Origin of the sequence: Anaerotruncus sp. AF02-27, assembly GCF_003465835.1 — a bacterium.
GTDB classification, from domain to species: Bacteria; Bacillota; Clostridia; order Oscillospirales; family Ruminococcaceae; genus Anaerotruncus; species Anaerotruncus rubiinfantis.
Genome location: NZ_QSBX01000001.1, coordinates 24,918 through 46,831, shown reverse-complemented (window position 1 = coordinate 46,831; position 21,914 = coordinate 24,918). Strand labels below are relative to the sequence as shown.

At 53.7% G+C, this 21,914-nt stretch carries 20 protein-coding genes and 2 pseudogenes; 21 read left to right on the top strand and 1 reads right to left on the bottom strand.

Translation table 11 applies throughout. The features are described 5' to 3' along the window. Positions 1-9: 9 nt before the first annotated feature. The 18 genes and pseudogenes from DWV16_RS00230 (at position 10) to DWV16_RS00145 (ending at position 17,072) form a co-directional block, all read left to right on the top strand. Positions 10-1,101, top strand: coding sequence for a M23 family metallopeptidase (locus DWV16_RS00230; protein WP_118477502.1), 1,092 nt, complete (start codon positions 10-12; stop codon positions 1,099-1,101). A gap of 168 nt (positions 1,102-1,269) precedes the next feature. Further along, positions 1,270-2,286 carry a DUF3846 domain-containing protein gene (locus DWV16_RS19810; protein ID WP_370218534.1) on the top strand — a complete coding sequence of 339 codons (1,017 nt, stop codon included), beginning with the start codon at positions 1,270-1,272 and terminating at the stop codon, positions 2,284-2,286. Positions 2,287-2,452: 166 nt separating this feature from the next. Then, positions 2,453-2,716 (top strand): DUF6103 family protein, encoded by a 264-nt coding sequence (locus DWV16_RS00220; protein ID WP_118477501.1) that lies wholly within the window; start codon positions 2,453-2,455, stop codon positions 2,714-2,716. After that, positions 2,706-3,179, top strand: coding sequence for a hypothetical protein (locus DWV16_RS00215; protein WP_118477500.1), 474 nt, complete (start codon positions 2,706-2,708; stop codon positions 3,177-3,179). The genes DWV16_RS00220 and DWV16_RS00215 overlap by 11 nt, the downstream gene beginning before the upstream one ends. A gap of 52 nt (positions 3,180-3,231) precedes the next feature. Next, positions 3,232-4,218 (top strand): amidoligase family protein, encoded by a 987-nt coding sequence (locus DWV16_RS00210; RefSeq protein ID WP_370218531.1) that lies wholly within the window; start codon positions 3,232-3,234, stop codon positions 4,216-4,218. Between the two features lie 14 nt (positions 4,219-4,232). After that, positions 4,233-4,817: a gamma-glutamylcyclotransferase family protein gene (locus DWV16_RS00205; protein ID WP_118477499.1), complete on the top strand. Its 585-nt coding sequence runs from the start codon at positions 4,233-4,235 to the stop codon at positions 4,815-4,817. A gap of 17 nt (positions 4,818-4,834) precedes the next feature. Beyond that, complete coding sequence (locus DWV16_RS00200) at positions 4,835-5,233, top strand: hypothetical protein (protein WP_199719746.1); 399 nt, start codon at positions 4,835-4,837, stop codon at positions 5,231-5,233. 84 nt (positions 5,234-5,317) lie between these two features. Next, positions 5,318-5,764 carry a helix-turn-helix transcriptional regulator gene (locus DWV16_RS00195; protein ID WP_243007240.1) on the top strand — a complete coding sequence of 149 codons (447 nt, stop codon included), beginning with the start codon at positions 5,318-5,320 and terminating at the stop codon, positions 5,762-5,764. Between the two features lie 3 nt (positions 5,765-5,767). Beyond that, positions 5,768-6,694, top strand: a complete 927-nt coding sequence (locus DWV16_RS00190; protein ID WP_118477498.1) for a HipA domain-containing protein — start codon at positions 5,768-5,770, stop codon at positions 6,692-6,694. A 560-nt stretch (positions 6,695-7,254) separates the two neighbouring features. Continuing rightward, complete coding sequence (locus DWV16_RS00185; protein ID WP_118477497.1) at positions 7,255-7,659, top strand: hypothetical protein; 405 nt, start codon at positions 7,255-7,257, stop codon at positions 7,657-7,659. A gap of 3 nt (positions 7,660-7,662) precedes the next feature. Next, a complete protein-coding gene (mobP3, locus tag DWV16_RS00180; protein WP_118477496.1) occupies positions 7,663-10,272 on the top strand; it encodes a MobP3 family relaxase in 2,610 nt (869 codons plus the stop codon). 67 nt (positions 10,273-10,339) lie between these two features. Then, positions 10,340-10,543 carry an antitoxin VbhA family protein gene (locus tag DWV16_RS00175; RefSeq protein ID WP_118477495.1) on the top strand — a complete coding sequence of 68 codons (204 nt, stop codon included), beginning with the start codon at positions 10,340-10,342 and terminating at the stop codon, positions 10,541-10,543. Further along, positions 10,536-11,261: a Fic family protein gene (locus tag DWV16_RS00170; protein WP_118477494.1), complete on the top strand. Its 726-nt coding sequence runs from the start codon at positions 10,536-10,538 to the stop codon at positions 11,259-11,261. Before DWV16_RS00175 ends, DWV16_RS00170 begins: the two co-directional genes overlap by 8 nt. Positions 11,262-11,325: 64 nt before the next feature. Continuing rightward, the gene (locus DWV16_RS00165; RefSeq protein WP_118477493.1) at positions 11,326-12,276 is read left to right on the top strand and encodes a DUF3991 and toprim domain-containing protein; all 951 of its coding nucleotides are present in this window, start codon (positions 11,326-11,328) and stop codon (positions 12,274-12,276) included. 40 nt (positions 12,277-12,316) lie between these two features. Further along, positions 12,317-13,246 (top strand): annotated as a pseudogene (locus DWV16_RS00160) (type IV secretory system conjugative DNA transfer family protein); the annotation flags it as partial. A 747-nt stretch (positions 13,247-13,993) separates the two neighbouring features. Beyond that, positions 13,994-15,838, top strand: a complete 1,845-nt coding sequence (ltrA, locus tag DWV16_RS00155) for a group II intron reverse transcriptase/maturase (RefSeq protein ID WP_118477492.1) — start codon at positions 13,994-13,996, stop codon at positions 15,836-15,838. A gap of 130 nt (positions 15,839-15,968) precedes the next feature. Continuing rightward, a pseudogene (locus DWV16_RS00150) lies at positions 15,969-16,685 on the top strand (type IV secretory system conjugative DNA transfer family protein); the annotation flags it as partial. A 126-nt stretch (positions 16,686-16,811) separates the two neighbouring features. Then, the gene (locus DWV16_RS00145) at positions 16,812-17,072 is read left to right on the top strand and encodes a helix-turn-helix domain-containing protein (RefSeq protein WP_118477491.1); all 261 of its coding nucleotides are present in this window, start codon (positions 16,812-16,814) and stop codon (positions 17,070-17,072) included. Positions 17,073-17,370: 298 nt separating this feature from the next. Here DWV16_RS00145 and DWV16_RS00140 read toward each other — a convergent pair whose 3' ends face one another. Continuing rightward, positions 17,371-18,789: a cell wall metabolism sensor histidine kinase WalK gene (locus DWV16_RS00140; protein WP_118477490.1), complete on the bottom strand. Its 1,419-nt coding sequence runs from the start codon at positions 18,787-18,789 to the stop codon at positions 17,371-17,373. 667 nt (positions 18,790-19,456) lie between these two features. On the opposite strand from DWV16_RS00140, the gene DWV16_RS00135 reads away from it, so the two are divergent. From DWV16_RS00135 to DWV16_RS00125, 3 genes are all read left to right on the top strand, one after another. After that, positions 19,457-19,981 carry a site-specific integrase gene (locus DWV16_RS00135; protein WP_118477489.1) on the top strand — a complete coding sequence of 175 codons (525 nt, stop codon included), beginning with the start codon at positions 19,457-19,459 and terminating at the stop codon, positions 19,979-19,981. A gap of 36 nt (positions 19,982-20,017) precedes the next feature. Further along, complete coding sequence (locus tag DWV16_RS00130; protein ID WP_118477488.1) at positions 20,018-20,653, top strand: recombinase family protein; 636 nt, start codon at positions 20,018-20,020, stop codon at positions 20,651-20,653. A 132-nt stretch (positions 20,654-20,785) separates the two neighbouring features. Further along, positions 20,786-21,838, top strand: a complete 1,053-nt coding sequence (locus tag DWV16_RS00125; RefSeq protein WP_118477487.1) for a LacI family DNA-binding transcriptional regulator — start codon at positions 20,786-20,788, stop codon at positions 21,836-21,838. Positions 21,839-21,914: the final 76 nt, after the last annotated feature.

The following is a 21,914-nucleotide window of genomic DNA, read 5'->3' as shown; positions in this document are numbered from 1 at the left end:
TGACACAGCTTGGCAAACCCCGCGCTCATCAAGGCCGCCGTCATGCTGGCGACCGACAAGCGGACCTGGAAAGTAGTCGCTGTCCTTTTGGCGGCGATCCTCACCCCCTTCATCCTGATTGTGGTCTTTATCTGTTCCCTGCTCAGTGGGACGGCGCATCACAACAACGCGGCGGTGGAGCTGACCTTTTACGGCGGCAATCTTCCCATCACCATGCCCGGCGATTACCGGGACTACATCACCGAAATGCGCGCCTGCTTTTCCTCTCTGGACAGCGCCATTACGGACGTCGAATCAGAGATGGAGGATGGTGACAGCCTTGACTCTAACCGGGTCAAGGCTGTTTTCTATGCCCTCTATTTTGGTTCCGATCACCTGCGGCTGCGTTCTGCCGCCGCTAGAGAGTTTGTGGACTGCTTTGTCTATTATGAGGAATGCGTCCATCCAGCAGAGAAGGAAGATGAGGAGGACTACGTCCATCTGCGGGCCTATCCCATCAATGAGCTGCCCACCATCTACCAGAATGCGGGCGGCTACGCGGGCTGGGCGGTCACCCCGGACGATATGGCGAATATCACCGAGATCTACCTGCGGGTGGTCTACCGGAACTTCGACGTGGGCGCGGACATGGCGCTGGAGGGCGGCAACGGTACCCATGACCTGATCGCTGAGATGATAAAGGGTTCCGATGTGCAGCCTTCCGCTGAAGGGTTTGTCAGCCCATTGGAGAATGGCTGGCGGGACAAGGTAACCTCGGAATTCGGGTACCGGGAAAACCCCACCGGCGCCGGCAGCGAAGGGCACACTGGGCTGGACATGGGGGTTCCCCTTGGTACGCCTGTGCGGGCGGTGAAGGATGGCCGGGTGCTGTTCGTCCGCTATAAGCAGACTGGGTATGGGTACCATCTGGCCATCGACCACGGCGGCGGGCTGGTCACCCTCTATGCCCACTGTTCTGAAATTCTGGTAACAGAGGGGCAGGAGGTGAAAGCCGGCGACGTGATCGCCAAGAGCGGCAGCACCGGCAGAAGCACCGGTCCCCATCTGCATCTGGAGGTGATCCGGGACGGTGTGCCGCAGAACCCGAGAAATTATCTATAGAAAGATAGGTGATAAAGTACGAGTCGGAAATTCGATAGAGGCACAGTCTTTGAAGGACTCGCCGCTTACGCCATAGAGCGTCAGAATGGTATGGAACGCCACCAGCCTCCGGATACGCCCTCGTGGTCAGCGATGCGCCGGGAATGGATCAGCGGTATTCTCAGAGGGATGGCGGAACTGAACGGCGAAAACACGGATACGGATTATTTGGAGCGGCTTGACCAGCAGTTGGAGCAGGCCAAAGAATACTCTGCCGTGGACCCGGCCCCCTTCAAACTGCAGAAGTACATCATCCAAAGCCTGGGTGAATATGTCAAAACGTTGGAATTGAGGGGCGGCGATCCCAGACCGCAGTTGATGCAGGTCTATGACCTGTTGGAAGATATGATTTCCCATCTGCAGTGGGATAACCGGTTGAACGGCCTGTATCCTCTCATGGATCATCTGGAATCCTCGCTCCCCCGTTTGACAGCATTGCAGCCGATTCGTTTTACCCATCTGCTCATGGGCGGCGACAGGGAGCCGAACGGCAGCGCCTTCGTTTTCGGGTCGCTTACCACCGTGGAACAAGTCATGAATACGGAACTGTTTGCGGAACTGTCCAGGCAGAATCCACAGAAAAGCAAGTGGGCCACCATCTGTGTGACCTACTGCTGCGGCAGATCCGATATTCCTCTCGGCGTGAGAGATGCTGATGAATTCGACCTGAAGATCATGCGCATGGCGGGAGACCGATTCCTGGATTTGAAAGGAATCCACTGGACCGGAACCAGCGAGCTATGCTGCATGTCTAATCCCGAAGCAGCAATGAAAGGAGTACCAACATTGCGAATTTTAAAAGTGGAACCGGGTGAAGAGCCCTATGAAAAAGAAATCTCAAATGACCTTGCTTCCATTCAAGCGGAGGTCGGCGGGGGTCTGTTCCAGCCGGTATATATCGGAGGCAATGTCATCCTCTGTTGCAACAAAGAAGGCAAACTCAACGGCATGGAACCCAACCGATGGCTCGGAGATGAGGAAATCATCCGCGGGCCGTTTTTTCTTGTGGGGGCTGACGACGACGGAGGATTTGTTTCCCTGACTGACAAACAGATCGCCGCCTGTATGGATGTCTTTGGTGAGCCGCAGCAGTTCACCGGAGAGGAGCCGGAGCTGGAACCGCGTATGGAGTTTTACACGATGTGAGGAAGGATAACCGGTTGTATATGTCAAACTAAAAGTAAAGCATTGGGCCTCTTCTCTTTCGCATTCGGGCTGGGTCCTCCGCGTAACTTTTTGGGGCCCATTTTCTTAGCTTTTTTTCACACAAACACACAGAGAGATAAGAAAAACAGATTGGGAGCGTATGACAATGAAGAAAATTGATATTATGGTTACCTTTGAGGATGAAAAGCTGGATGCACTGGAATATGTCCTCAAAAAAGAAAATACCACTGTCAAGAAAAAGTTGGATGAGGCCCTCCGGCAGCTGTATGAGCAAGCTGTGCCGGAGGCGGTGCGGGAGTATCTGGATCACAAAGCGATTCCTGTCAGAGACCGCTCCAGACGGCCTGCAAAAACACCAACGCCGCCTCTGCCGGCAGGACGGAAGGAGGAATCTCAACATGAATCATAGAGAGATCCCAACCGGGATTGATGAGACGGGCTGCCAGACCCTGCCGGAATCACAGACGTCATATCTGATCGGCAGCCGCAGGCTTTGTGCGGAGGACGTCTCATTCTCAGAGGATGTGATTCAAAACGGCAGTCTGCTGAATTTTTATATGAATGTGGTCTTCGACCCGGACAAGATGTTCGGGACCCATGTCTGCACCGATGAGAACGACGACTACCTCAACCTCTACGCCAACTACGATATGGAGTCGCAGACGGTCTGCAATGAATTGGAGATGGTGTTGGCGGGCAGCGATCATGATACTGAATACCGATACCGTCTCTCGGACGCGGAAAAAGCGCTGCTGCTCCCCAGGATGGACGCCTACTGTCAGCGCATGATGGGAAGCAGCTTGGAGGAGTGCTGCAGAGCGTACAGAAAAGAACAGGCAGAGCAGCTTGTGCAGGGAACGCCGATGATGTAAGGCGTCCAAGGGCAGAAAAAATACAGCCGTAATCCTGGCTGTCAGAAATGAGGTGATCACTGCTGAGAACCCAACGATTTGGAATCGAAAGACCGGCATCACAAGGGCGGCCGCCGCCCGGGTGATCGCCGGTTATTTTCATACCACGGCGTCTCATGTAGGCGGGACCTACGATAGCTACACGGTGAGGGATGAGCAGAACCGGCAGTGGAAGCTGGTCCGCGACGCATCCATCCACTGTGAAAATCGCAGTGGTGGACCGGCCGGCAGTACCTATTCAGTAGAAATGGTATCGCCCATCTGTGTCTATGAGGACATCGGTACCGTTCAGGGGCTGATCCGCAAGCTGCGGGAGGCGGGCGCAAGGGTCAACGACTCCTGCGGCATCCATGTTCATGTGGACGCCTCCGTACACACTGCGGCAACCCTGCGCAACATCGTCAACATTATGGCGGCCAAGGAGGACCTGCTCTACAAGGCGCTGCAGGTGAACGTATCCCGAGAGAGCTACTGCCAAAAAGCGGATACCCGGTTTCTCGACGATGTGAACCAGCAGCGCCCCCGCTCCATACAGGAGCTGGAACGGCTCTGGTATAACGGACCAAGCGGGCGAAGGAATCATTACGACTACACCAGATACCACGCCCTCAACCTGCACAGTGTGTTCTCTAAGGGCACTATTGAATTCCGGCTGTTCAACTCCACCCTCCACGCGGGGAAGATCAAGGCTTATATCCAGCTCTGCCTCGCCATCAGCCACCAGGCATTGGAGCAGAAACGCGCACAGCCGGCCCGGACCCATAGCAGCAATGAGAAGTATACCTTCCGCACCTGGCTGCTCCGGCTGGGGATGATCGGTGACGAATTCAAAACCGCCCGGCAGCACCTGCTGAACCATCTGGAGGGGAATATCGCCTGGCGGGATCCGGCGCAGGCCGAGGCGCAAAAAGAACGGCTGGCGGCGCAGCGGGCTGCAGAACCTGAGCCTGCGGAAGAATACGAGCCGGAGGAAGCGCCGGTAATGACCATGACCATGTGAAAGGATTGATTAAAATGGAAAAACGGCTCTACATCGCATACGGTAGTAATCTGAATGTGCTGCAGATGAAGCACCGCTGTCCCACCGCAAAGTTGTGCGGTACCGGGATCGTGGAGGGTTATGAGCTGCAGTTCAAAGGCCGCCCGCAAAGCGCCTTCGCCACCATCGCCCCCAAGGAAGGGGCCTCTGTCCCGGTGGCGGTTTGGGAGCTGCGGCCCTGGGACGAGCGGTCACTGGATGTGTATGAGGGGTTCCCGAATCACTACTTCAAGCAGGATATCCCTGTGCGGATGGATGGCAAAGAGGTTGTCGGGATGGCCTACATCATGAATCTGCAAATGGGCTATGGACTTCCCTCCCGCTCCTATTACCAGACTGTGCTGGATGGGTATGAGGACTGCGGGCTGGACGCCTCTGTCCTGGAACAGGCGGTGGTGGAAAGTACAAAGCAGTATTTTGTCGAAGGCATCCGCCAGAGCTATCAGCAGAGCCTGTTCAGCGAGGGGGACAGCGGCGAAGAATTTGAGGGTGAGGAAGAAGATATAGATGAGCCGGATCTATCCGGCCCATTCAGTTTTTCTGATGGGATGCATCTGTGAGAAAGGCGGTGTGGAATATGCAGTGGATGGAACGAAAACAGCTGTTGGGCAGTGGGTATCATCATGACAAGTGGATGAGCGAGGGTGAAGTGGAGCGGCTGAAAAGGGAGGCGCCCGCGGATTTTTCCGACCGCACCGCCGCGTCGCTGACAGCCGGGTGCGTCAGGATCGACACAGTGCTGTTTCAAGCTGGCGGACAACTGCGGCTGGGCTACGATGTGTTTGTCAAGGACGATCCCGGATCGTCTGAATGGATCTGCTACGACAACCCGGAGGAGGACGCCAGCCTCGATGAGAAGCAGATGTTCTCCGCCCTCGACCGGGTGATACAGGAAAACGGCCTCTCCTACACCGAATGCTGCTTTGAGCGGATCGATGGAAAGACGGTGAAAAAGGAACAGGCCCTACAGTTCTGAACGGACAGCCACCCGCTGTACCGCCTGTGACGCTGCAGGGCAGCAGACGGCGCCTGATTGACTTTCTATCGGGATACCGATATAATGGAACTGGTGATGACTATGACGATACAGGAAGCGATGAAAAATAAAGGGATAACCCGTTACCAGCTTTCCAAAACCGGCGGTATCCCCTGGGCGACCCTGGCGGACATTTACTCCGGCAGGACAAAACTGTCCCGGTGCAGCGGCAGTACGCTGATGAAGCTCTCCAAGGCCCTGGATCTTTCTATGGAACAGCTGTTGGCGCTGGAGGTTGAAAGAAAGCGTCCTCCAGAGGGAGTGGAGTGCCAAGAGTCCGGTCTGCCTGCCGATCTGCAGAAAGCTATCTGGGAGTATCTGGAGGGGGGACGTACCAAATCCAAGCATCTGGACTGCCTGTGGGATGAGCTGTACGGCTCCATCAACGCAAACCAGTGGGGCGGAGAAATCAGCCCCGCCCAGGCGGACAGCCTTCGACACAAATATCTATTCTCTGACGAGGAGGAATGACCATTGATCGATTTTACCAAGTGCGAAGTCAACCGCTTCCGGGCCTATGGCGGCGCCAACGGGAATAAAATCAACGTCCTCTATCAAGGTAGAAGCTACATGCTCAAATTTCCACCCAAACCAAAGCGGGGCGGCGGGATGGGGTACAGCAACAGCTGTATCAGCGAGTACCTTGGCTGCCACATCTTCGCGGCCCTGGGATTCAACGTGCAGGATACCCTGTTGGGAACCTACACCGACAGCAAGGGCAAAGAGAAGCTGGTAGTGGCCTGCGCTGATTTTACCGAAGGCGGAAAGCAGCTCATCGAGTTTGCGAAGCTGAAGAACACCTGCATCGACAGTGAACAGAATGGTTATGGGACAGAGCTCCCTACCATACTGGAAGCGATAGAGGAACAAGCCCTGTTCCCATCTCAGGCTCTGCGGGAATTTTTCTGGGATCAGTTTGTTGCCGACGCGTTCCTGGGGAACTTTGACCGACACAATGGAAACTGGGGCTTGCTGGCGGATGAAAAGCGAGGCGCTGTGGAACTGGCGCCGGTCTATGACTGCGGCTCCTGCCTGTACCCACAGTTGAGTGAAGAAGGGATGCGGGATGTCCTGAACGACCCGGATGAAATCAGCCGGCGCGTCTTTACTTTCCCCAATTCCGCACTAAAGGAAAACGGTGTGAAAATCCCCTACGCGGCATACATCTCCTCACTGAAGAACCCAGAGTGCAACGCCGCACTCTGCCGCATCGTACCGCGGATTGATATGGACCAGATCCAGCGGATCATCGAGGAGACCCCTTCTCTCAGCGATCTGCAGCGGGAGTTCTACCTGACGATCCTTCAGGAACGCAAGGAGCAGATCCTCGACAGCAGCCTGGAAAGGCTGATGGCGATAGAGCAGGCGGAAGACCAGGCGATTTCCCAGCAGCAATTCTAAAACGAAATACCACCTCACAGCAGAGGCCGCGCCGTTCATCGGCGCGGCCTTTTCCCATGCATGGCGGTGTGCGCCCCGCTGTCCCGCCTATGCCGCCCCGTGTGCCGCAGTCGGGCAGCGGGTGAAGTCCCTGTCCCACCCAGCCGCAGGAACGCCCTGCCGGGGCTTTGTGCCCGCGGTTTTGGAAACGAAGATGGGACGGGGTTTCCCGCCCAAACACAATGATGGGGTCCCCGCAAAGTCGCCAGACTTTGTGGGGAGGAACAGCGGAATGTGTGAGCCCTGCCGCTTGCGGCGGGGCGAAGAATATGGAGCTTGTGACGACGAGAACCCAGGGGTCGAAAATGAAGCAGGATAAAGCGCGGGGGTCAAGCCCCTGCTCCCGCGCCTCACACACCGCCCCGCAACGCGGGTCGGGGAACGTTTTTCGCGGGGGTCTGATTTTGGCCCCGGGGGTCAGGTGGGGGGTATGCCCCGCTGCCTTTCCCCGGTTTATCCCCGCTTTTCGGGGGTTCGCGCGGGGATATGGGGCAATTTTGAAAGAAAGGAAGGGTTTCCAAATGCCGAGAGAAAAAATCAAGTTCGCGCTGCGGATCTCTCCGGAGGTGCAGCAACTGGTCAAGGATATGTGCCCAAGGGACAACTGCCAGACCCAGAATGAGTTCATCGAGCGGGCGATCCGGTTCTACGCCGGATACGTCTCCGGGCAGGACGCCTGCGACTTTTTGCCCAAGGCGTTGGTCGCAGCCCTCGGTTCAACGGTGCGAAACAGCGAGACACACATCTGCCGCCTACTTTTCAAACTGGCGGTGGAGGCGGACATTCTGATGCATGTGCTGGCGTCGGGGATGGAGATCGACCCTGCGGTACTGGATAAGCTGCGCGGCAGGTGCGTCCAGGAGGTGAAGTCCACCAACGGCGGTATCTCTTTCAAGGACGCGGTCAACTACCAGAACGGCCTGTAACAGATGCCCCGCCTCATTTTCAAGTGCCCATACATCAAGGGCGGCGAACAAAACGCGGCGCGGCGGGAGAATTACGTCCGGTACATCTCCACCAGGGAGGGCGTTGAGCTGATCCACCCGGAGAACGCGGACAGCCCCGCAACATCAAAACAGGAGGAACTGCTCTCAAACCTGCTGCGGGATTTCCCGGACAGCAGGAAGCTGTTCGAGTATGAGGACTACCGCGAGGCGCCCACCAGGGCCAACACATCCGAACTCATCACCCGCATCATCGAGGATCATGTCCACCGGCTCACCGGCGCCAAAGAGAAGTATCTCGAGTACATCGCCACCCGTCCCCGCGCCGAGAAGCTGGAATCGCACGGCCTGTTCACTGCCGGGACAAATCCATTGGCACTGTCGCAGGTGGCCGAAGAAATCTCAAACCACACCGGGAATGTATGGCTGCCCATCTTTTCCCTGCGGCGGGAGGACGCCGCCCGATTGGGTTACGACAACGCTGAACGTTGGAGGGAGCTGCTCTCAGCCTTTGCGCCAAGGCTGGCCGATGCGATGAAGATCCCGTTTTCCAGTTTCCACTGGTATGCGGCCTTTCATAATGAGGGTCATCATCCCCATGTGCATATGGTCTGCTGCAGCGCAAAACCATCAGAAGGGTTCCTCACCAAAGAGGGTATCGCGCGGATCCGTTCCCAGCTGGCCGGTGAGATCTTCCGGCAGGAGCTGACCGCCGTCTATCGGGAACAGACCCATCGTAGAGACGAGCTGGGAACGGCTGCAAGGGACGTGCTGGAGGAACTCATTGAACAACTGCAAACCGGCGCGGGGGAAGATGGGCGGCTTGGACCGATGATGGAGCAGCTCTCGGAAAAGCTCTCCCACACCACCGGCAAGAAGCAGTATGGCTATCTCAAGGCCCCGCTGAAAAAGCTGGTGGATGAGATTGTGGACGAGCTGGCAAAAGAGCCGCAGGTGGAAAAAGCCTGTGGCCTGTGGTATGAGCTGCGGGAGGAGGTGCTGCGCACCCACCGGGACAACTTGCCGGAGAGAATACCGCTGTCGCAACAAAAAGAGTTCAAGCAGATCAAGAATATGGTCATCCGGGAGGCAGTGAGACTGGGGGAATTGTCCTCCCTATTCTGTGACAAGGATGAAGAAAAGGAGGAGCAAGACAGCCCTCCAGACCTGGAACCGCAGCAGGATGCCCCGCCCGATGTGTCAGGACCGCGTATGGAATGGAGTGCCAAATACCGTCGGGCCCGACGCTGTCTGTTTGGCGGCGATGGGCAGCCCCTGGATTTTGAGCAGGCGTTCTGGCTGCTTCAGGCCGAGGCGGAGAAAGGCAATGCACTGGCCATGTGTGATTTGGGACGGATGCTCACAGATGGGCTTGGCCGGGAACACGACGCACAGGCGGCAAACGAATGGTATACCAGGGCGCTGGCGTCTTTTCACGCGGTGGAAAGAGAGAAGCCAAGCCGCTATACTGAGTACCGCATCGGAAAGCTGTACGCCGCGGGGCTGGGATGTGAACAGGACTACAACGAAGCGGTTAAATGGTTTACAGTTTCAGCAAACGGTGGATATAAATACGCGCAATACTCCCTCGCGGGTCTCTTTTACCGGGGCCAGGGGGTGGAACAAAACTTCCAACGGGCGCTGGAACTGTATACCGTATCTGCGGAACAGGATTTCCCCTATGCGGCCTATGAGCTGGCAAAGATGTACCGGGACGGCGTTGGATGCCTCCGGGATGAAGCACGATCCGACCGATGGTTCCACTGCGCCTTTCAGGGCTTTTGTGGTTTGGAGAAACAGAGTCACGATGACAGGCTGCAGTACCGCATTGGCTGGATGCTGCTGCATGGCGTGGGTACGGAGCAGGATGGAGCGGCAGCGAAAGCGTGGTTTGAGAAAGCATCCCACCTTGGCAATCCCCATGCGCAGTACCAGCTAACCCGGATTGCTTTCAGCGACCCTGCATCTTCAGAGGAACAGATCCAGCGGGCGCTGGGGTGGCTGACCAAATCAGCGGAGGGTGGAAACGTCTATGCCCAGTACGATTTAGGAAAACTGCTGCTGGAGGGTGAGCGTATCCCCAAGGATATGCAGATGGCTGTCCAGTGGTTCTCCGCCGCTGCCGAGCAGAATAATCAATTCGCACAGTACCGCCTCGCCAAGCTGCTGCTGGATGGTGAAGAAGTTCCAAAGGATACCGAGAAAGCCATCCGGCTGCTCACCGCTGCCGCCGAACAGAACAACCAATTCGCACAGTACACGCTGGGCAAGCTGTATCTTCTTGGAAAAGAGGTGGAGAGGGATCGGGAGGCGGCGGTTTATTGGCTCACCCAATCTGCGGAGCAGGGCAACGAGTACGCCAAATATTTTTTGGAGCATCTGGACGACTGGCGCAAGACGGCTATTTCCCAAGGGGTGGGGCGGCTGCTGCACCAGTTGGGGAATCTGTTCCGGGCGTCATCATCACCCGGTCCTGCCAATACCCTGCGGATTACTGACCGCAAACTGCTGCGAAAGCTCAGAGAAAAGAAACAGGCGATGGGATTGAAGTCGGGCAGTCATGGAAACAGCGATATCCGGATGGAATCCCCATGACAACAACTCCCCTTTATTTTTGGATATGGGTGTGGTAAACTATAGACAGAATACGAGGTGACAAACCATGACTGCAAAACAATTGAGCCGCCGGATCGCGGCGGTCAAAACCGCAGACGCCATCAATGCCATCGAGGGCGCGCCGGTATCCGATTATGCCCGCAAGCTCTCCTGCCTTTGGGCGCAGGGCAAGCTGACCGACGCGCAGATGAAAGACGCTCTGCTGGCGTCCCACCGAAAGATGGCCGCGCAGGTGCAGCGCCATGTCTGACCTGTATCTTTATGACGGTGTTCCGGTTCTCCGCAACAAGCTGGGGATCAAAGATGAAAAGACGCTGGATCTGGTTGAGGCGGAGCAGTCCCGCGCCAATATGATGATCCTCTATCGGCGCGGATTCGATGATTTCTCCCCTGCCGGCCTCTGTGCGATCCATGCGTTTCTTTTTGGTGATCTCTACGAATGGGCGGGCAAGTACCGGCTCATCAATATTGAGAAGCGGGAAAAGCTACTGGCAGGCCGAAGTGTCTGGTACAGCAGCGATGAGGATATCCCTCGTGATCTAGAGGCGGCATTCAAAAAACTCCATACACAGGACTGGACACGTTTCTCCCGCGAAAAGTTTGTGTCGGCCCTATCACGATGCTTTCCGCAAATCTGGCAGGTCCATCCGTTCCGCGAGGGCAACACCAGGACAGTAGTCATGATGCTGACCTTTTTTGTGGAGCATCATGGATATTACATGGATCAGGAACTGTTGGCAGCCTGCGCTGGGTACGTGCGGGATTCTTTTGTGATGGCGTCCCTGGATCAGTTCTCGGAATTCGAACATCTGGAAAAGATTTTGATGGATGCGGTTTGTGAGGAACCGGTCCTCTATGACGAGGCGTCTCTGTCGGGCCTCGATGGCGCGGATAACAAACGGGAACAATACAAGAAATACCAGACTGAAAAATATATACCGGAACCCCACTACAAACGGGAAAACTAAATCAACCAAACCTTGCTGGAAGCTGTAAAACGGCTTCCAGCTTTTTTTGTTGGGAGGGAGCATCATGGGCGGGATCATCTACTACGGAAAATACACCAAGGACCAGGTGGAGCGGGCCAACCAGATCGATCTGGAGGAGCTGCTCCGCCGAAACGGAGAGAAGCTTCTCCCATCCGGCAGGGAGAAGCGGTTGGAGAACGACCACAGTGTCACCATCCGCGGGAACCAGTGGTTCGACCACGCCGCCGAACAGGGCGGATACTCGCTCAGTTTTGTGCGGCAGCACTATGGCTTAAGTTTCTCAGAAGGGATGAAACTGCTGCTGGGCGAGGATGGGCAGCGCCCCCTGCCCATCGCGGAATCCAAACCGAAATCAGAGCCGAAGCCCTTTGCACTGCCAAAGTCGGCGGGGACGATGCGGCGGGTGTATGGGTATCTGCAGGGGCATCGGAAAATCGACCGGGAACTCCTCACCGCATTCGCCAGAGCCAAGCTCATCTATGAGGATACGCCCTACCATAACGCTGTGTTTGTCGGGTGCGATGAACGCGGCGTCCCCCGCCATGCCCACAAGCGCAGCACCAACAGCGAGGGGAAAGCGTTCCGGATCAATGTGGAGGGCTCTGACCCGGCCTGCAGCTTTCACTGGAGCGGCAGGAGCGACAAGCTCTTTGTCTTTGAAGCGCCGATAGACCTGCTTTCCTACATCTCCCTGTACCCGGAGGGCTGGCAGCAGCACAGTTATGTATCCCTCTGTGGGGTGGCGGAACACGCAATGGTCAGGCAACTGAACCTGCACCCACAGACCCGCGAGGTGTACCTCTGCCTGGACAACGACAAAGCAGGCCACAGCGCCGCAGAACGATTGACCGCCCGGCTCGGTGAGCTGGGCGGTTATTCTGTTCACCGGCTGTGTCCGCAGCTGAAGGATTGGAATGATGACCTGAAAGAAGAAACAGAACAGCAGGAAACTTTTGAACAAGAAGAGAAAGGGGGTATGAACCTTGCCCTTTGATTTTTCCCAGCTGGCCCCCCTGCTCTGGACAGTGGGCGGCATGGCGGCGGTGTTCGCCTTCATCGCAGTATTTTCCGACAACGCAAACCTCAATGGGATCAAGTCCCGGCAGGTGGGCGACGGCCAGCACGGTACGGCGCGGTGGGCGACCAAGAAGGAGATGGAGAACGCCTATCTCCATCTGCCATTCTTACCTGAACAGTGGCGCAAAGGGGTGAAGCGGCCCCAGGAGCAGGGCTTGGTGGTTGGCTCGGTAGTGGGAGGCCCGCCCTGGAAGAAAAGGACCACCGCCCTCATCGATACCGGCGACGTCCACTGCCTCATGATCGGCGCCTCCGGGGTAGGAAAAACAGCCCACTACCTCTACCCAAACCTGGAATACGCCTGCGCGTCCGGGGTCAGCTGGCTTGCCAGCGACACCAAAGGCGACGTCTACCGCAACTACGGCGCTGTCGCCCGAGATCACTACGGCTACCAGGTGGCGGTGATCGACCTGCGCAACCCCACCAGAAGCGATGGGGCCAACATGCTTCACCTCATTTCCAAATACGCGGACCAATACCATGCGAATCCCAAAGACCTGCACGCCCGCGCCAAGATGGAGAAGTACGCCAAGATCTGCGCCAAGACCATCATCCAGGCGGGCGGTGAATCAAACTACGGCCAGAACGCCTATTTCTATGACGCAGCGGAGGGCCTGCTGGCGTCGGTCATGATGCTGATCGCGGAGTTTTGCCCGCCCCAGGAGCGGCACATTGTGTCGGTGTTCAAGCTCTTGCAGGATCTGTTGGCCCCCAGCAAGGTGAAAGGCAAAAACCACTTCCAACTGCTCATGGAGCAGCTGCCCCCGGAACACAAGGCCCGCTGGATGGCAGGGGCGGCGCTCCACACCGGGGAGCAGGCGATGCTCTCCGTCCTCTCCACCGCCATGAGCCGCCTCAACGCCTTCCTTGACACCGAGCTGGAACAGCGTGCGACACGTTCCTAACTGAAAAGGTTAGGCACAAGGTCAAATATATGGGGAATCGAAAGGAGTCCCGAACGGGTCTTGGAGAACGGATAATCCGATAAGTGGAATGAAGGGGTAACGCCCGGAAACGCTTCCCTAATACTCCGATATGCGTAGATAATTGCAATCACATTTACGTGTAAAGCTCGGTGAAGTCGGCAGAGAGCGACCCAAACAGAGAAACAATTATGTTTCGGATGTGGAAATCCGTCCAGCGGTGGATGGTGTCGCCTATATGCCGGGGGTCTATAAAATACCTATGGTGAGAATGACCGGAGGGTCTGACGAACTTGCGAATGAACGGGTCTAAACCAGTAGTGTGCAGAAATGCACATGCTTCATTTGAAGGCACATGTGGGAGAGTAAGATGTTGTTTATGAAATTCCATACGGAGTTACAGGCTCCGTCCAGTGTGCAGGCCCAAAGCAAGCACCTAAGGGTATATGTTAAAGATAGGATTATCGGAACGTGGAAAGCCGCAAACACAGAGGTAATTGCATACCGGTGAAGTGGTGGAAACGAAATCATAAGTTTCCTTTATTGCGGTGAGAGTAGTGGCACGAGCGTTGAAGCCTCTGTAATGGAGGTGGAGCGACAGCCACAAGTCATTTTAAGATAAACAGGTAAAAGGTACAATCTTCATAGCTTCGAGTATGACTACGGCGATTCCGCCGGAGAAAATCATGCTCCGAAAGGAGGATGGTGCCTATGACAAAACAAAAGAAACTAAGAAATTTGGAGTATTACGACCTGCAAGGCGTGTTCGACGGTCTTTATGAACGGAGCAAAAACGGCGCTGTTTTTAACAAGCTGATGGAAATCATCCGGTCAGAGGAGAACATCAAACTCGCCTATCGCAATATTAAACGGAATGGCGGCAGTAATACGCCGGGTACGGACAAGCGGAACATTTCAGATATTGAAAAACTTCCGGCAGACCAATATGTTCAGCTTGTCCAGAGTAAATTAGCATGGTACAAGCCAAAACCTGTAAAGCGGGTCGAAATTCCGAAACCGGGCGGCAGGCTTAGGCCGCTCGGCATTCCCACCATTACCGACAGATTGGTACAGCAATGCATCTTGCAGGTGTTGGAACCAATTTGTGAAGCAAAATTCCATGAGAGAAGCAATGGGTTCAGACCTAACCGTTCAGCGGAAAACGCTCTGGCTCAATGCTATCGTATGATTCAGCGTCAACATCTGCACTTTGTTGTGGACATTGACATCAAGGGCTTTTTCGACAACGTGAATCATGCGAAGCTCATGAGGCAAATATGGGCAATGGGAATCCGGGATAAAACCCTGTTGTGTATCATCAAAGAAATGCTTAAGGCACCGATTGTTATGCCAAACGGTGAAACAGTATATCCCCAAAAGGGAACGCCGCAGGGCGGAATATTATCTCCGCTTTTATCAAATATTGTTCTAAATGAACTGGACTGGTGGGTATCCTCACAGTGGGAAACATTCCAGACGCATACAGAATATGAAGTTTACTGTGGTGAAAAACTGAACCGCGGCAATGTTTATCGGGTTATTAAAAACAGCGGCTTAAAAGAAATGTTTATCGTCCGATATGCGGATGATTTCAAGATTTTCTGTCGTAAGAAAAGTGATGCCGATAAAGTGTTTCTAGCTGTGAAACTTTGGTTGAAAGACCGCTTGAAGCTGGAAATCAGCGAAGAAAAATCCAAAGTGGTCAATCTGAAGAAGCAATACTCAGAGTTTCTCGGTTTTAAGCTGAAAGCTGTGAGAAAGGGCGATAAATACGTGGTGAAATCCCACATGAGCGATAAAGCGATTCGGAATGAAACACAGAAGCTCAGAGGGTTGGTAAGGGATTTGCAGCGGCCTAAGAGTTTACTGGATGAAAAGCGTATGCTCAATCTGTATAACTCAACGGTCTGGGGAATTCATAATTATTACCGATTTGCCACGCACGTAGCCTACGATTGCGGTGTTAAGATACACAATACCATCCGCATTGTCGCGAGAAACAGGTTAGGCAAAAGATTGAAAAAGCAAGGGAGTACCAATAATCGTTATATTCTGGAGCATTACGGAGGCAGCAAGGGGTTGCGATACCTCAACAAGTTTCCGATGTGCCCTATCAGCTATGTCCAGACAAAAGCCCCCTTGTACAAAAAGAAAGAGATATGCAAATATACCGAGGCCGGTAGAGCAAAAATCCATGAAACCCTTAAATTTGATATTACCGTGCTCTTATTGCTTATGCGAGAAAAACACACCAACAGAAGTATTGAATTTATGGACAACCGGCTCTCACTTTGGGCGGCGCAATATGGCAAATGCGCGGTTACAGGAAAGGTGCTATGGATTGAGGAAATCCATTGCCACCACAAAATCCCCTTAGAAAATGGCGGTACTGACAGATACCAAAACCTTGTAATCGTTCATAGGGATGTTCACGCGCTTATCCATGCCACCCTCCCGGCGACAATCCAGTCATATCTCAATCTGATTAACCCTACCCAAACCATGCTGAAAAAGATTAACAAGCTAAGATTAAAGGCTGGTAATACGGCCATATGATTAAAGTTTCTAAGTTTTGAAAGTGTACCTAATACCAAAAATTCTTAAAATGATGGAACGCCGTGTGCGGGGAAACTCGCATGCACGGTGTGGAACGGGGGAAAATCCGGCGATTACGTCAAAGGATTACCTATCGTTATTGCTCTGTTTTGACAGCGCCATCGACGCGGAACAGTTTTGCAAGGAGAAAACCGCCCTGTTCATCGTCATGCCGGAGGAGGATCCCACCGCCTATTTTTTGGTGAGCCTCATCATCCAGCAGCTCTACCGGGAGCTGATGACGGTGGCGGATGAAAACGGCGGCAAGCTGCCCCGGCGCTGTATTTTCTACGCCGATGAGTTCGGGACCCTGCCAAAACTGGAGGGCGCGGAGATGCTCTTCTCCGCGGCCAGATCCCGCGGGCTGAGTATTGTCGCCATTGTGCAGGGCCTCATCCAGCTGGACAAGAACTATGGCAGGGAGGGCGCGCAGGTGATCCGGGACAACTGCCAGCTGACCATCTTCGGCGGCTTCGCCCCCGGCAGCGAGACGGCGGAAACCCTCTCCAAAGACCTTGGGGAACAGACCGTCCTATCCGGCTCGGTGAGCAAGGGCAATGGCTCGGGTTCCCGCAGCCTGCAGATGATGGGGCGGCGGCTGATGACCCCGGACGAGCTGAAAAGCATGCCCAGGGGCCAGTTTATCACCATGAAAACCGGGATGCACCCGATGAAAACACGGTTTGAGCTGTTCCTGAACTGGGGCATCCGCTTTGGGGCGCGGTATGAGCTGCCGGAGCATTCCGCCCGCGAGGTGCGGTATGCCGGGCGGGAAAAGCTGGCGGCGGCCATCGCCCATCGATACTCGCAGGCAAATCCCAAACAGGAAATTGCGCCGGTTGTGGAATTGGCCGGGAAACCGGTCCAAGAATCCTCAGAGAAGCTCGCCCACAGGCGTCCGCCCCGCACCGACTGAATAAAAAGGAGGGGTTCATTGCGCAAGCTGGAACAAATCTATGAGGATAAGAATTTATCTCACCGGGCCAAGACCGTCTACATCTACCTGCGCGACCGGGCGGATCGGGAGGGCAAAAGCTGGCCCGCCCTGCAGACCATCGCCAAGGATCTGGCGCTCTCCAAGTCCACCGTCAAGCGGGCGATCTCCGACCTCAAGGCGGCGGGCTATCTGGAGACAGAGCAGCGGTGGCGGCGAAACGGCGGCAAGAGCAGCTTGCTTTTCAAGCTGTTGAAATAATGGAGGGCGGCAAAAACCACAGTCCACACCAAGGGGGAACTGCGCCCTTGGGTGGCCTGTGGTACGGTTCATAGTGGCCCCAGAAGGGGAACCTCCCAGTGGAAGGAGAACGATGGACAGAGAGAAGTCAACAGCTTGATGATACCTTGAGCATATTGTTCTTAATTTGCTTAAACTCGTGGGAATGTCAGAATTACACCGTGTAGGTTCCTGCCTCTTTCACGGTTTCATATTTACGTCCAAATATAGAAGGAAACGGCTTTTAATCGCGGTCTTGGCCGGATGCCGTCAGACGGCGTTACGCCCGGTCCAAGGTCAAGGTAAAGACGGCGCCGTTGGCCGGGAGGTTGGCCGCGCATAGCTCCCCGCCCATATGTTGCGCGGCGGAACGCGCGATGGCCAGACCTATGCCGAAGTCCCCGTTCTTTCCCTTGTAACAACGGTCGAAGATCCGCGACAGATCGCTTTTGGCAATCCCCTCTCCATCATCCGATACCGCAACCGTGATCCGCCCCTCTCCGGCCGATACCGAAACGGTGACGGTCCTTTTTGCATACCGGATGGCGTTGGTCAGCAGATTTTCCAGCACCTTGCAGATGAGCTCGTATTCGCCGATGACATAGAGGTTGTGATCAAATGGCTGCAGCGCAAATTCGACCTGCTTTTCAAGCGCCAGGCCGTTTACCCGGTCGAGGCAGTCCTCCAGTGGGCTCGCAAGCCGCACCGGGCCGAGAGTGGGGGCGTTCTGCCCGCTTTCCAGCTTGGAGAGGCTTAAAAGGCTGTTGACCAATTCGGTCAGCCTCTCGCTTTCCTCCAGAATGGTGTGGGCGGCTTCACTGGAATTTCGGAAAAGCCCGCGCTCAATCCCTTGGGCATAGCCGCCAATAGACATCAGCGGCGTGCGCAGGTCGTGGGAGACATTCTGAAAAAAGTCGCGCTGGATCTCCTCCGAACGCCGCAGCTTTCCCGCTATCCGGTTCATCGCAAGCCGAAGCTCCTCCAGTTCCTGCAAGGAAAACGAGGGCGTAATTTCGTCAAAGCCGCCGTCCCCAATCCGCTCGGACTCCCGACAGAGCCGGCGCAGCGGCCGCGTGATGCTGCTGGCGGTCAGCCAGAGCGCAGCGAGGGCCAGCAGCGCAAAAAAAGACGAGATCAAAAGGACCAGGATTGCCGCGTCCCGCACCCAGACGCCGATTTCTGAAATAGGGCTATAGGTAATCAGATACTTGACTCGCATAGATTTGCCCGGCATTTCATAGAAGTCGATGAGCCAGGCGTTCCCATCCGCGGTTTCTACTTGAACCGCATCGCCGTCCAGGTCCGAGCCGGCAGAGAGGATATACTGTGTGCAGGCTTCCGAAAGGGGCAGGAGCGCTTCGCGTTCCTGTTCATCGCGGGGATAGACCAACCGCATCCGGGATTCAAAGATCAAAATGTTGGCGCTGCCGCATATCTTCTTGACCAGCGGGCTGACGCTTCGCAAAAAAGCGGACGCCTGATCCTGGGCGTTACGATTCGGCCCCCTTTCAAAGCTGGCCTCCATCAGAGGCAGGACCTTCTGTTGCAGTGCTTTAAGGTCCCTGGCGGCTTCGGCGTAGGCGTACCGCTGGGCGGCGTGCTGGAAGATCAGGCAGGAGAGCGGCGGGAGCAGCAGCAACAGGATTACTGTGGGCAGCAGCATACGGCTGATGATTGCATTATGATATACGAATGGCAAGCCCTCAAATTGAGGGTCGCTTTATAATTTTATAAGCAGCTGCAATTTTGTTGACGAAAGGCGGCATGGGCGGATTAGCCGAAAACAGCGAGCCCCGCTCCTCCAAAAAGGAACGGATCTCGCCGTTTATTTTCGTTTGAATGCTGCTGTCAGGCGCGTTATACTTGTTCGGAGTCAGGATGAATACGCCTTTCTAAGCCATATATTGTTCGACGGGATGCGCGATGGACAGGTCTATGCCGAAGTTCTCGATTTTTTCCTTGCAACAATAGCTGAAAATTCGTAGCGGGCCACTTTCAGCCGGGATGATGAGATAATCCTCGGATGTAACAATTTGACGCATATATAAAATATTCCCCCGAAAAATCCGGGGGAATATTTTTATCGAAAAAACTCCGTTTACTCCTATGATCCGTTCTCAGAACCAATGCCTTTGTTTATACGTCTATGCTCCCGTATTTCCTCATAAATCTCTGAAATGGGCAGATCCTGAAGCTCTTCTGCGTTTTGCTCCGGACTGCCGCCAAAATAATCGGTATACGCCTGTAGCGCATTTTGCCGCCTTTCGGATAGGCGCGACGTTCGATGAGATTCGTCTTCGTCATGACTCTGCTGCGGGGACTCTTTCTCACGCACTTCGCTTTGAAATGATGTCTCCTCAGCGGTCATATGGCTACCGGTTTATCTAGCTCTTTGGACAGGTTTCAGGCGCGGAGAGGTGTGCGGATTACAGTGGGATGACATAGATATGGAGAGAGGTTTTCTGATGGTTCGTCGTTCCGTTGTTGCGATATCTCCACATGAAATTTTTGTTCATCCGCCCAAAACAAAAAAATCGGCTCGCAGAGTTGACCTTGATGCAGGAACTATCAATATTTTACGGAAGCATCGGCAAGAGGCTAAGACAAAGTGGGTTTGTGAAGACCCAAAGCGACCAGGTGGAATGCCAAATCCGTGGAATATTACAACGACGCTGCATAATTCCTGTATAAATGCAGGAATCCCGTGCCACACGTTTCACTCGTTGCGTCATACGCACGCAACCCTCCTCTTATCAGAAGGAGTACATCCTAAAATTGTATCTGAGCGGTTGGGACACTCCAAAATATCAATTACACTTGATACATATAGCCATGTGATTCCAACGATGCAACAAGCAGCAATAGATGCTATTACTCATTTGCACACTTAGAGAACATGCCGCATATTCGAGAAGGGAAGGTTCATTATGAGCAAGTACGGATATACCCGTGTTTCCACGCGGGATCAGCACTGCGAACGCCAATTGGAAGCAATCAAAGCATACTGCCCGGAGCTTACAGACGAATGTATTTTCAAGGATAATGCAAGTGGAAAAAACTTTGAACGGCCGGCGTACAATCAGCTTAAGAAGGTTCTGCATCCGGGAGATGAACTCATCATAAAGGAACTGGACAGACTCGGCCGCAATAAAGAAGGCATTAAGCGGGAACTGCAATGGTTCAAAGAAAACCATATCATCGTGCGGATTCTGAATATCCCGACAACGCTCATCAAATTTGAGCCGGGTCAGGAATGGCTCATGGATATGGTCAACAATATCCTAATTGAAGTATGGGGGAGCGTGGCCGAACAGGAGCGCAGAACCACCATGCAGCGGCAGGCGGAAGGAATTGCAGTTGCAAAAGCGGAGGGACGATATACAGGCGAAAACCATAAGGGCAGGGCTCGCAACCAATATAACAAGGATAGGTTTGATTTGTTGTGCAGAAATCTGATCTGCGGGAAAGTGACGCAGAGAAAAGCGGCCGCAGAGATTGGACTTTCTCCGGCGACCTTCTCGCGGCGCTTTAACGAGTGGAAAAAGGAAAACAAAGAAATGTAATAAGACAAATTACAAAACAAAGCTGGAATTCTTTCTGAAAATTTTTCGCACAAAACATATTGACAATAAAGCGGTTAATATATATACTATAAATAGAAACCGGTTCCATAAATCCCGACAAAAGAGGTTCACATGAATAATCTTACCACCATAGCTGATATCGCAAAAATGGCAGGAGTAGGGAAGGCGACAGTCTCCAGAGTTATTAATAATAGCGGTTATGTAAAAGAAGAGACCCGTGAAAAGATCCTGAAAATTATGCAGGGAGTATCTTATCGTCCGTCGTCTGTCGCAAGAAATCTCTCGAAAAATCAAAGTGATTTGATTGCGCTGATCGTTCCCCAGATTGAGAATCCGTTTTATGCCGAGGTGATTAAAGGAATCAGTTCTATACTGGATGAAAATGGGTTCACATTGTTGATCTGCAATACAGATAACAATGCACCGAAGGATCTGAAAGCCCTTGAAACTGTCAGTAAACAGCGAGTTGCTGGGTTTATCTATACGCCGACCATGGAGTATACCGAAGGTAAAGTCAGTGAATATTTTTGGGATTTTTTCGCGAGTATCAACATCCCTTGCGTTCTGTTGGACCGTCTCCTCATAAAAGAAGGGTTTAAAGTTGATGCCGTATTAAGCGATAACTTTGTAGCTTCTTATTTGGCAACAAGCGCATTGATTAAAGCAGGGCATACAATTATTGGGGCGATGATTCCGGATCAAAGTCATTATCATTATATTGCCCGCGAACGCTACAATGGATTTCAGAAGGCGGTGAAAGACTACGGATTAAAACGATATGACAGGTTTATCCTTTCCTGCAATGAAGCCACGGTTAAGCAGGCCTATCTTCAGGCAAAGGCCTTACTATCCTCTGGAGATTATCCAACAGCGATGTTTTGTGGAAACAACGTTTGTAGCAACGGCTTTTTCAAGGCTATATTCGAGTTAGGCTTTCGTGTCCCGGAAGACATCGCTTATATAGGGTACGACGAATTGCCGTCTCTTGAATTGCTGGGGGATCGTTTTTCTTGTCTCGACCGTGATCTTGTAGGTATGGGGCGGGAAGTGGCCAGCCTTCTCATTAGAAAAATCGAAAATCCCCAAAAAAGTGCAGAAACAATTTTTATACCATCGCTGCTTCGGTTAAAAGGTTCTGAAAGGTTGTGCGAAGGAAAGGAGTGAGGATCTTTTTGACAAAAGTGGAACCGGTTCCATAAAATAGAAAGGAGGATTTGCAAAACGCGATTTAAGTTTGCAA

Excerpts from the sequence above, each read along its gene's own strand:
- DWV16_RS19810 (WP_370218534.1), top strand. The coding sequence starts at position 1,270 with ATGGCGGAACTGAACGGCGAAAACACGGATACGGATTATTTGGAGCGG.
- DWV16_RS00220 (WP_118477501.1), top strand. The coding sequence starts at position 2,453 with ATGAAGAAAATTGATATTATGGTTACCTTTGAGGATGAAAAGCTGGAT.
- DWV16_RS00215 (WP_118477500.1), top strand. The coding sequence starts at position 2,706 with ATGAATCATAGAGAGATCCCAACCGGGATTGATGAGACGGGCTGCCAG.
- DWV16_RS00205 (WP_118477499.1), top strand. The coding sequence starts at position 4,233 with ATGGAAAAACGGCTCTACATCGCATACGGTAGTAATCTGAATGTGCTG.
- DWV16_RS00200 (WP_199719746.1), top strand. The coding sequence starts at position 4,835 with ATGCAGTGGATGGAACGAAAACAGCTGTTGGGCAGTGGGTATCATCAT.
- DWV16_RS00195 (WP_243007240.1), top strand. The coding sequence starts at position 5,318 with ATGGAACTGGTGATGACTATGACGATACAGGAAGCGATGAAAAATAAA.
- DWV16_RS00185 (WP_118477497.1), top strand. The coding sequence starts at position 7,255 with ATGCCGAGAGAAAAAATCAAGTTCGCGCTGCGGATCTCTCCGGAGGTG.
- mobP3 (WP_118477496.1), top strand. The coding sequence starts at position 7,663 with ATGCCCCGCCTCATTTTCAAGTGCCCATACATCAAGGGCGGCGAACAA.
- DWV16_RS00175 (WP_118477495.1), top strand. The coding sequence starts at position 10,340 with ATGACTGCAAAACAATTGAGCCGCCGGATCGCGGCGGTCAAAACCGCA.
- DWV16_RS00170 (WP_118477494.1), top strand. The coding sequence starts at position 10,536 with ATGTCTGACCTGTATCTTTATGACGGTGTTCCGGTTCTCCGCAACAAG.
- DWV16_RS00165 (WP_118477493.1), top strand. The coding sequence starts at position 11,326 with ATGGGCGGGATCATCTACTACGGAAAATACACCAAGGACCAGGTGGAG.
- ltrA (WP_118477492.1), top strand. The coding sequence starts at position 13,994 with ATGACAAAACAAAAGAAACTAAGAAATTTGGAGTATTACGACCTGCAA.
- DWV16_RS00130 (WP_118477488.1), top strand. The coding sequence starts at position 20,018 with ATGAGCAAGTACGGATATACCCGTGTTTCCACGCGGGATCAGCACTGC.
- DWV16_RS00125 (WP_118477487.1), top strand. The coding sequence starts at position 20,786 with ATGAATAATCTTACCACCATAGCTGATATCGCAAAAATGGCAGGAGTA.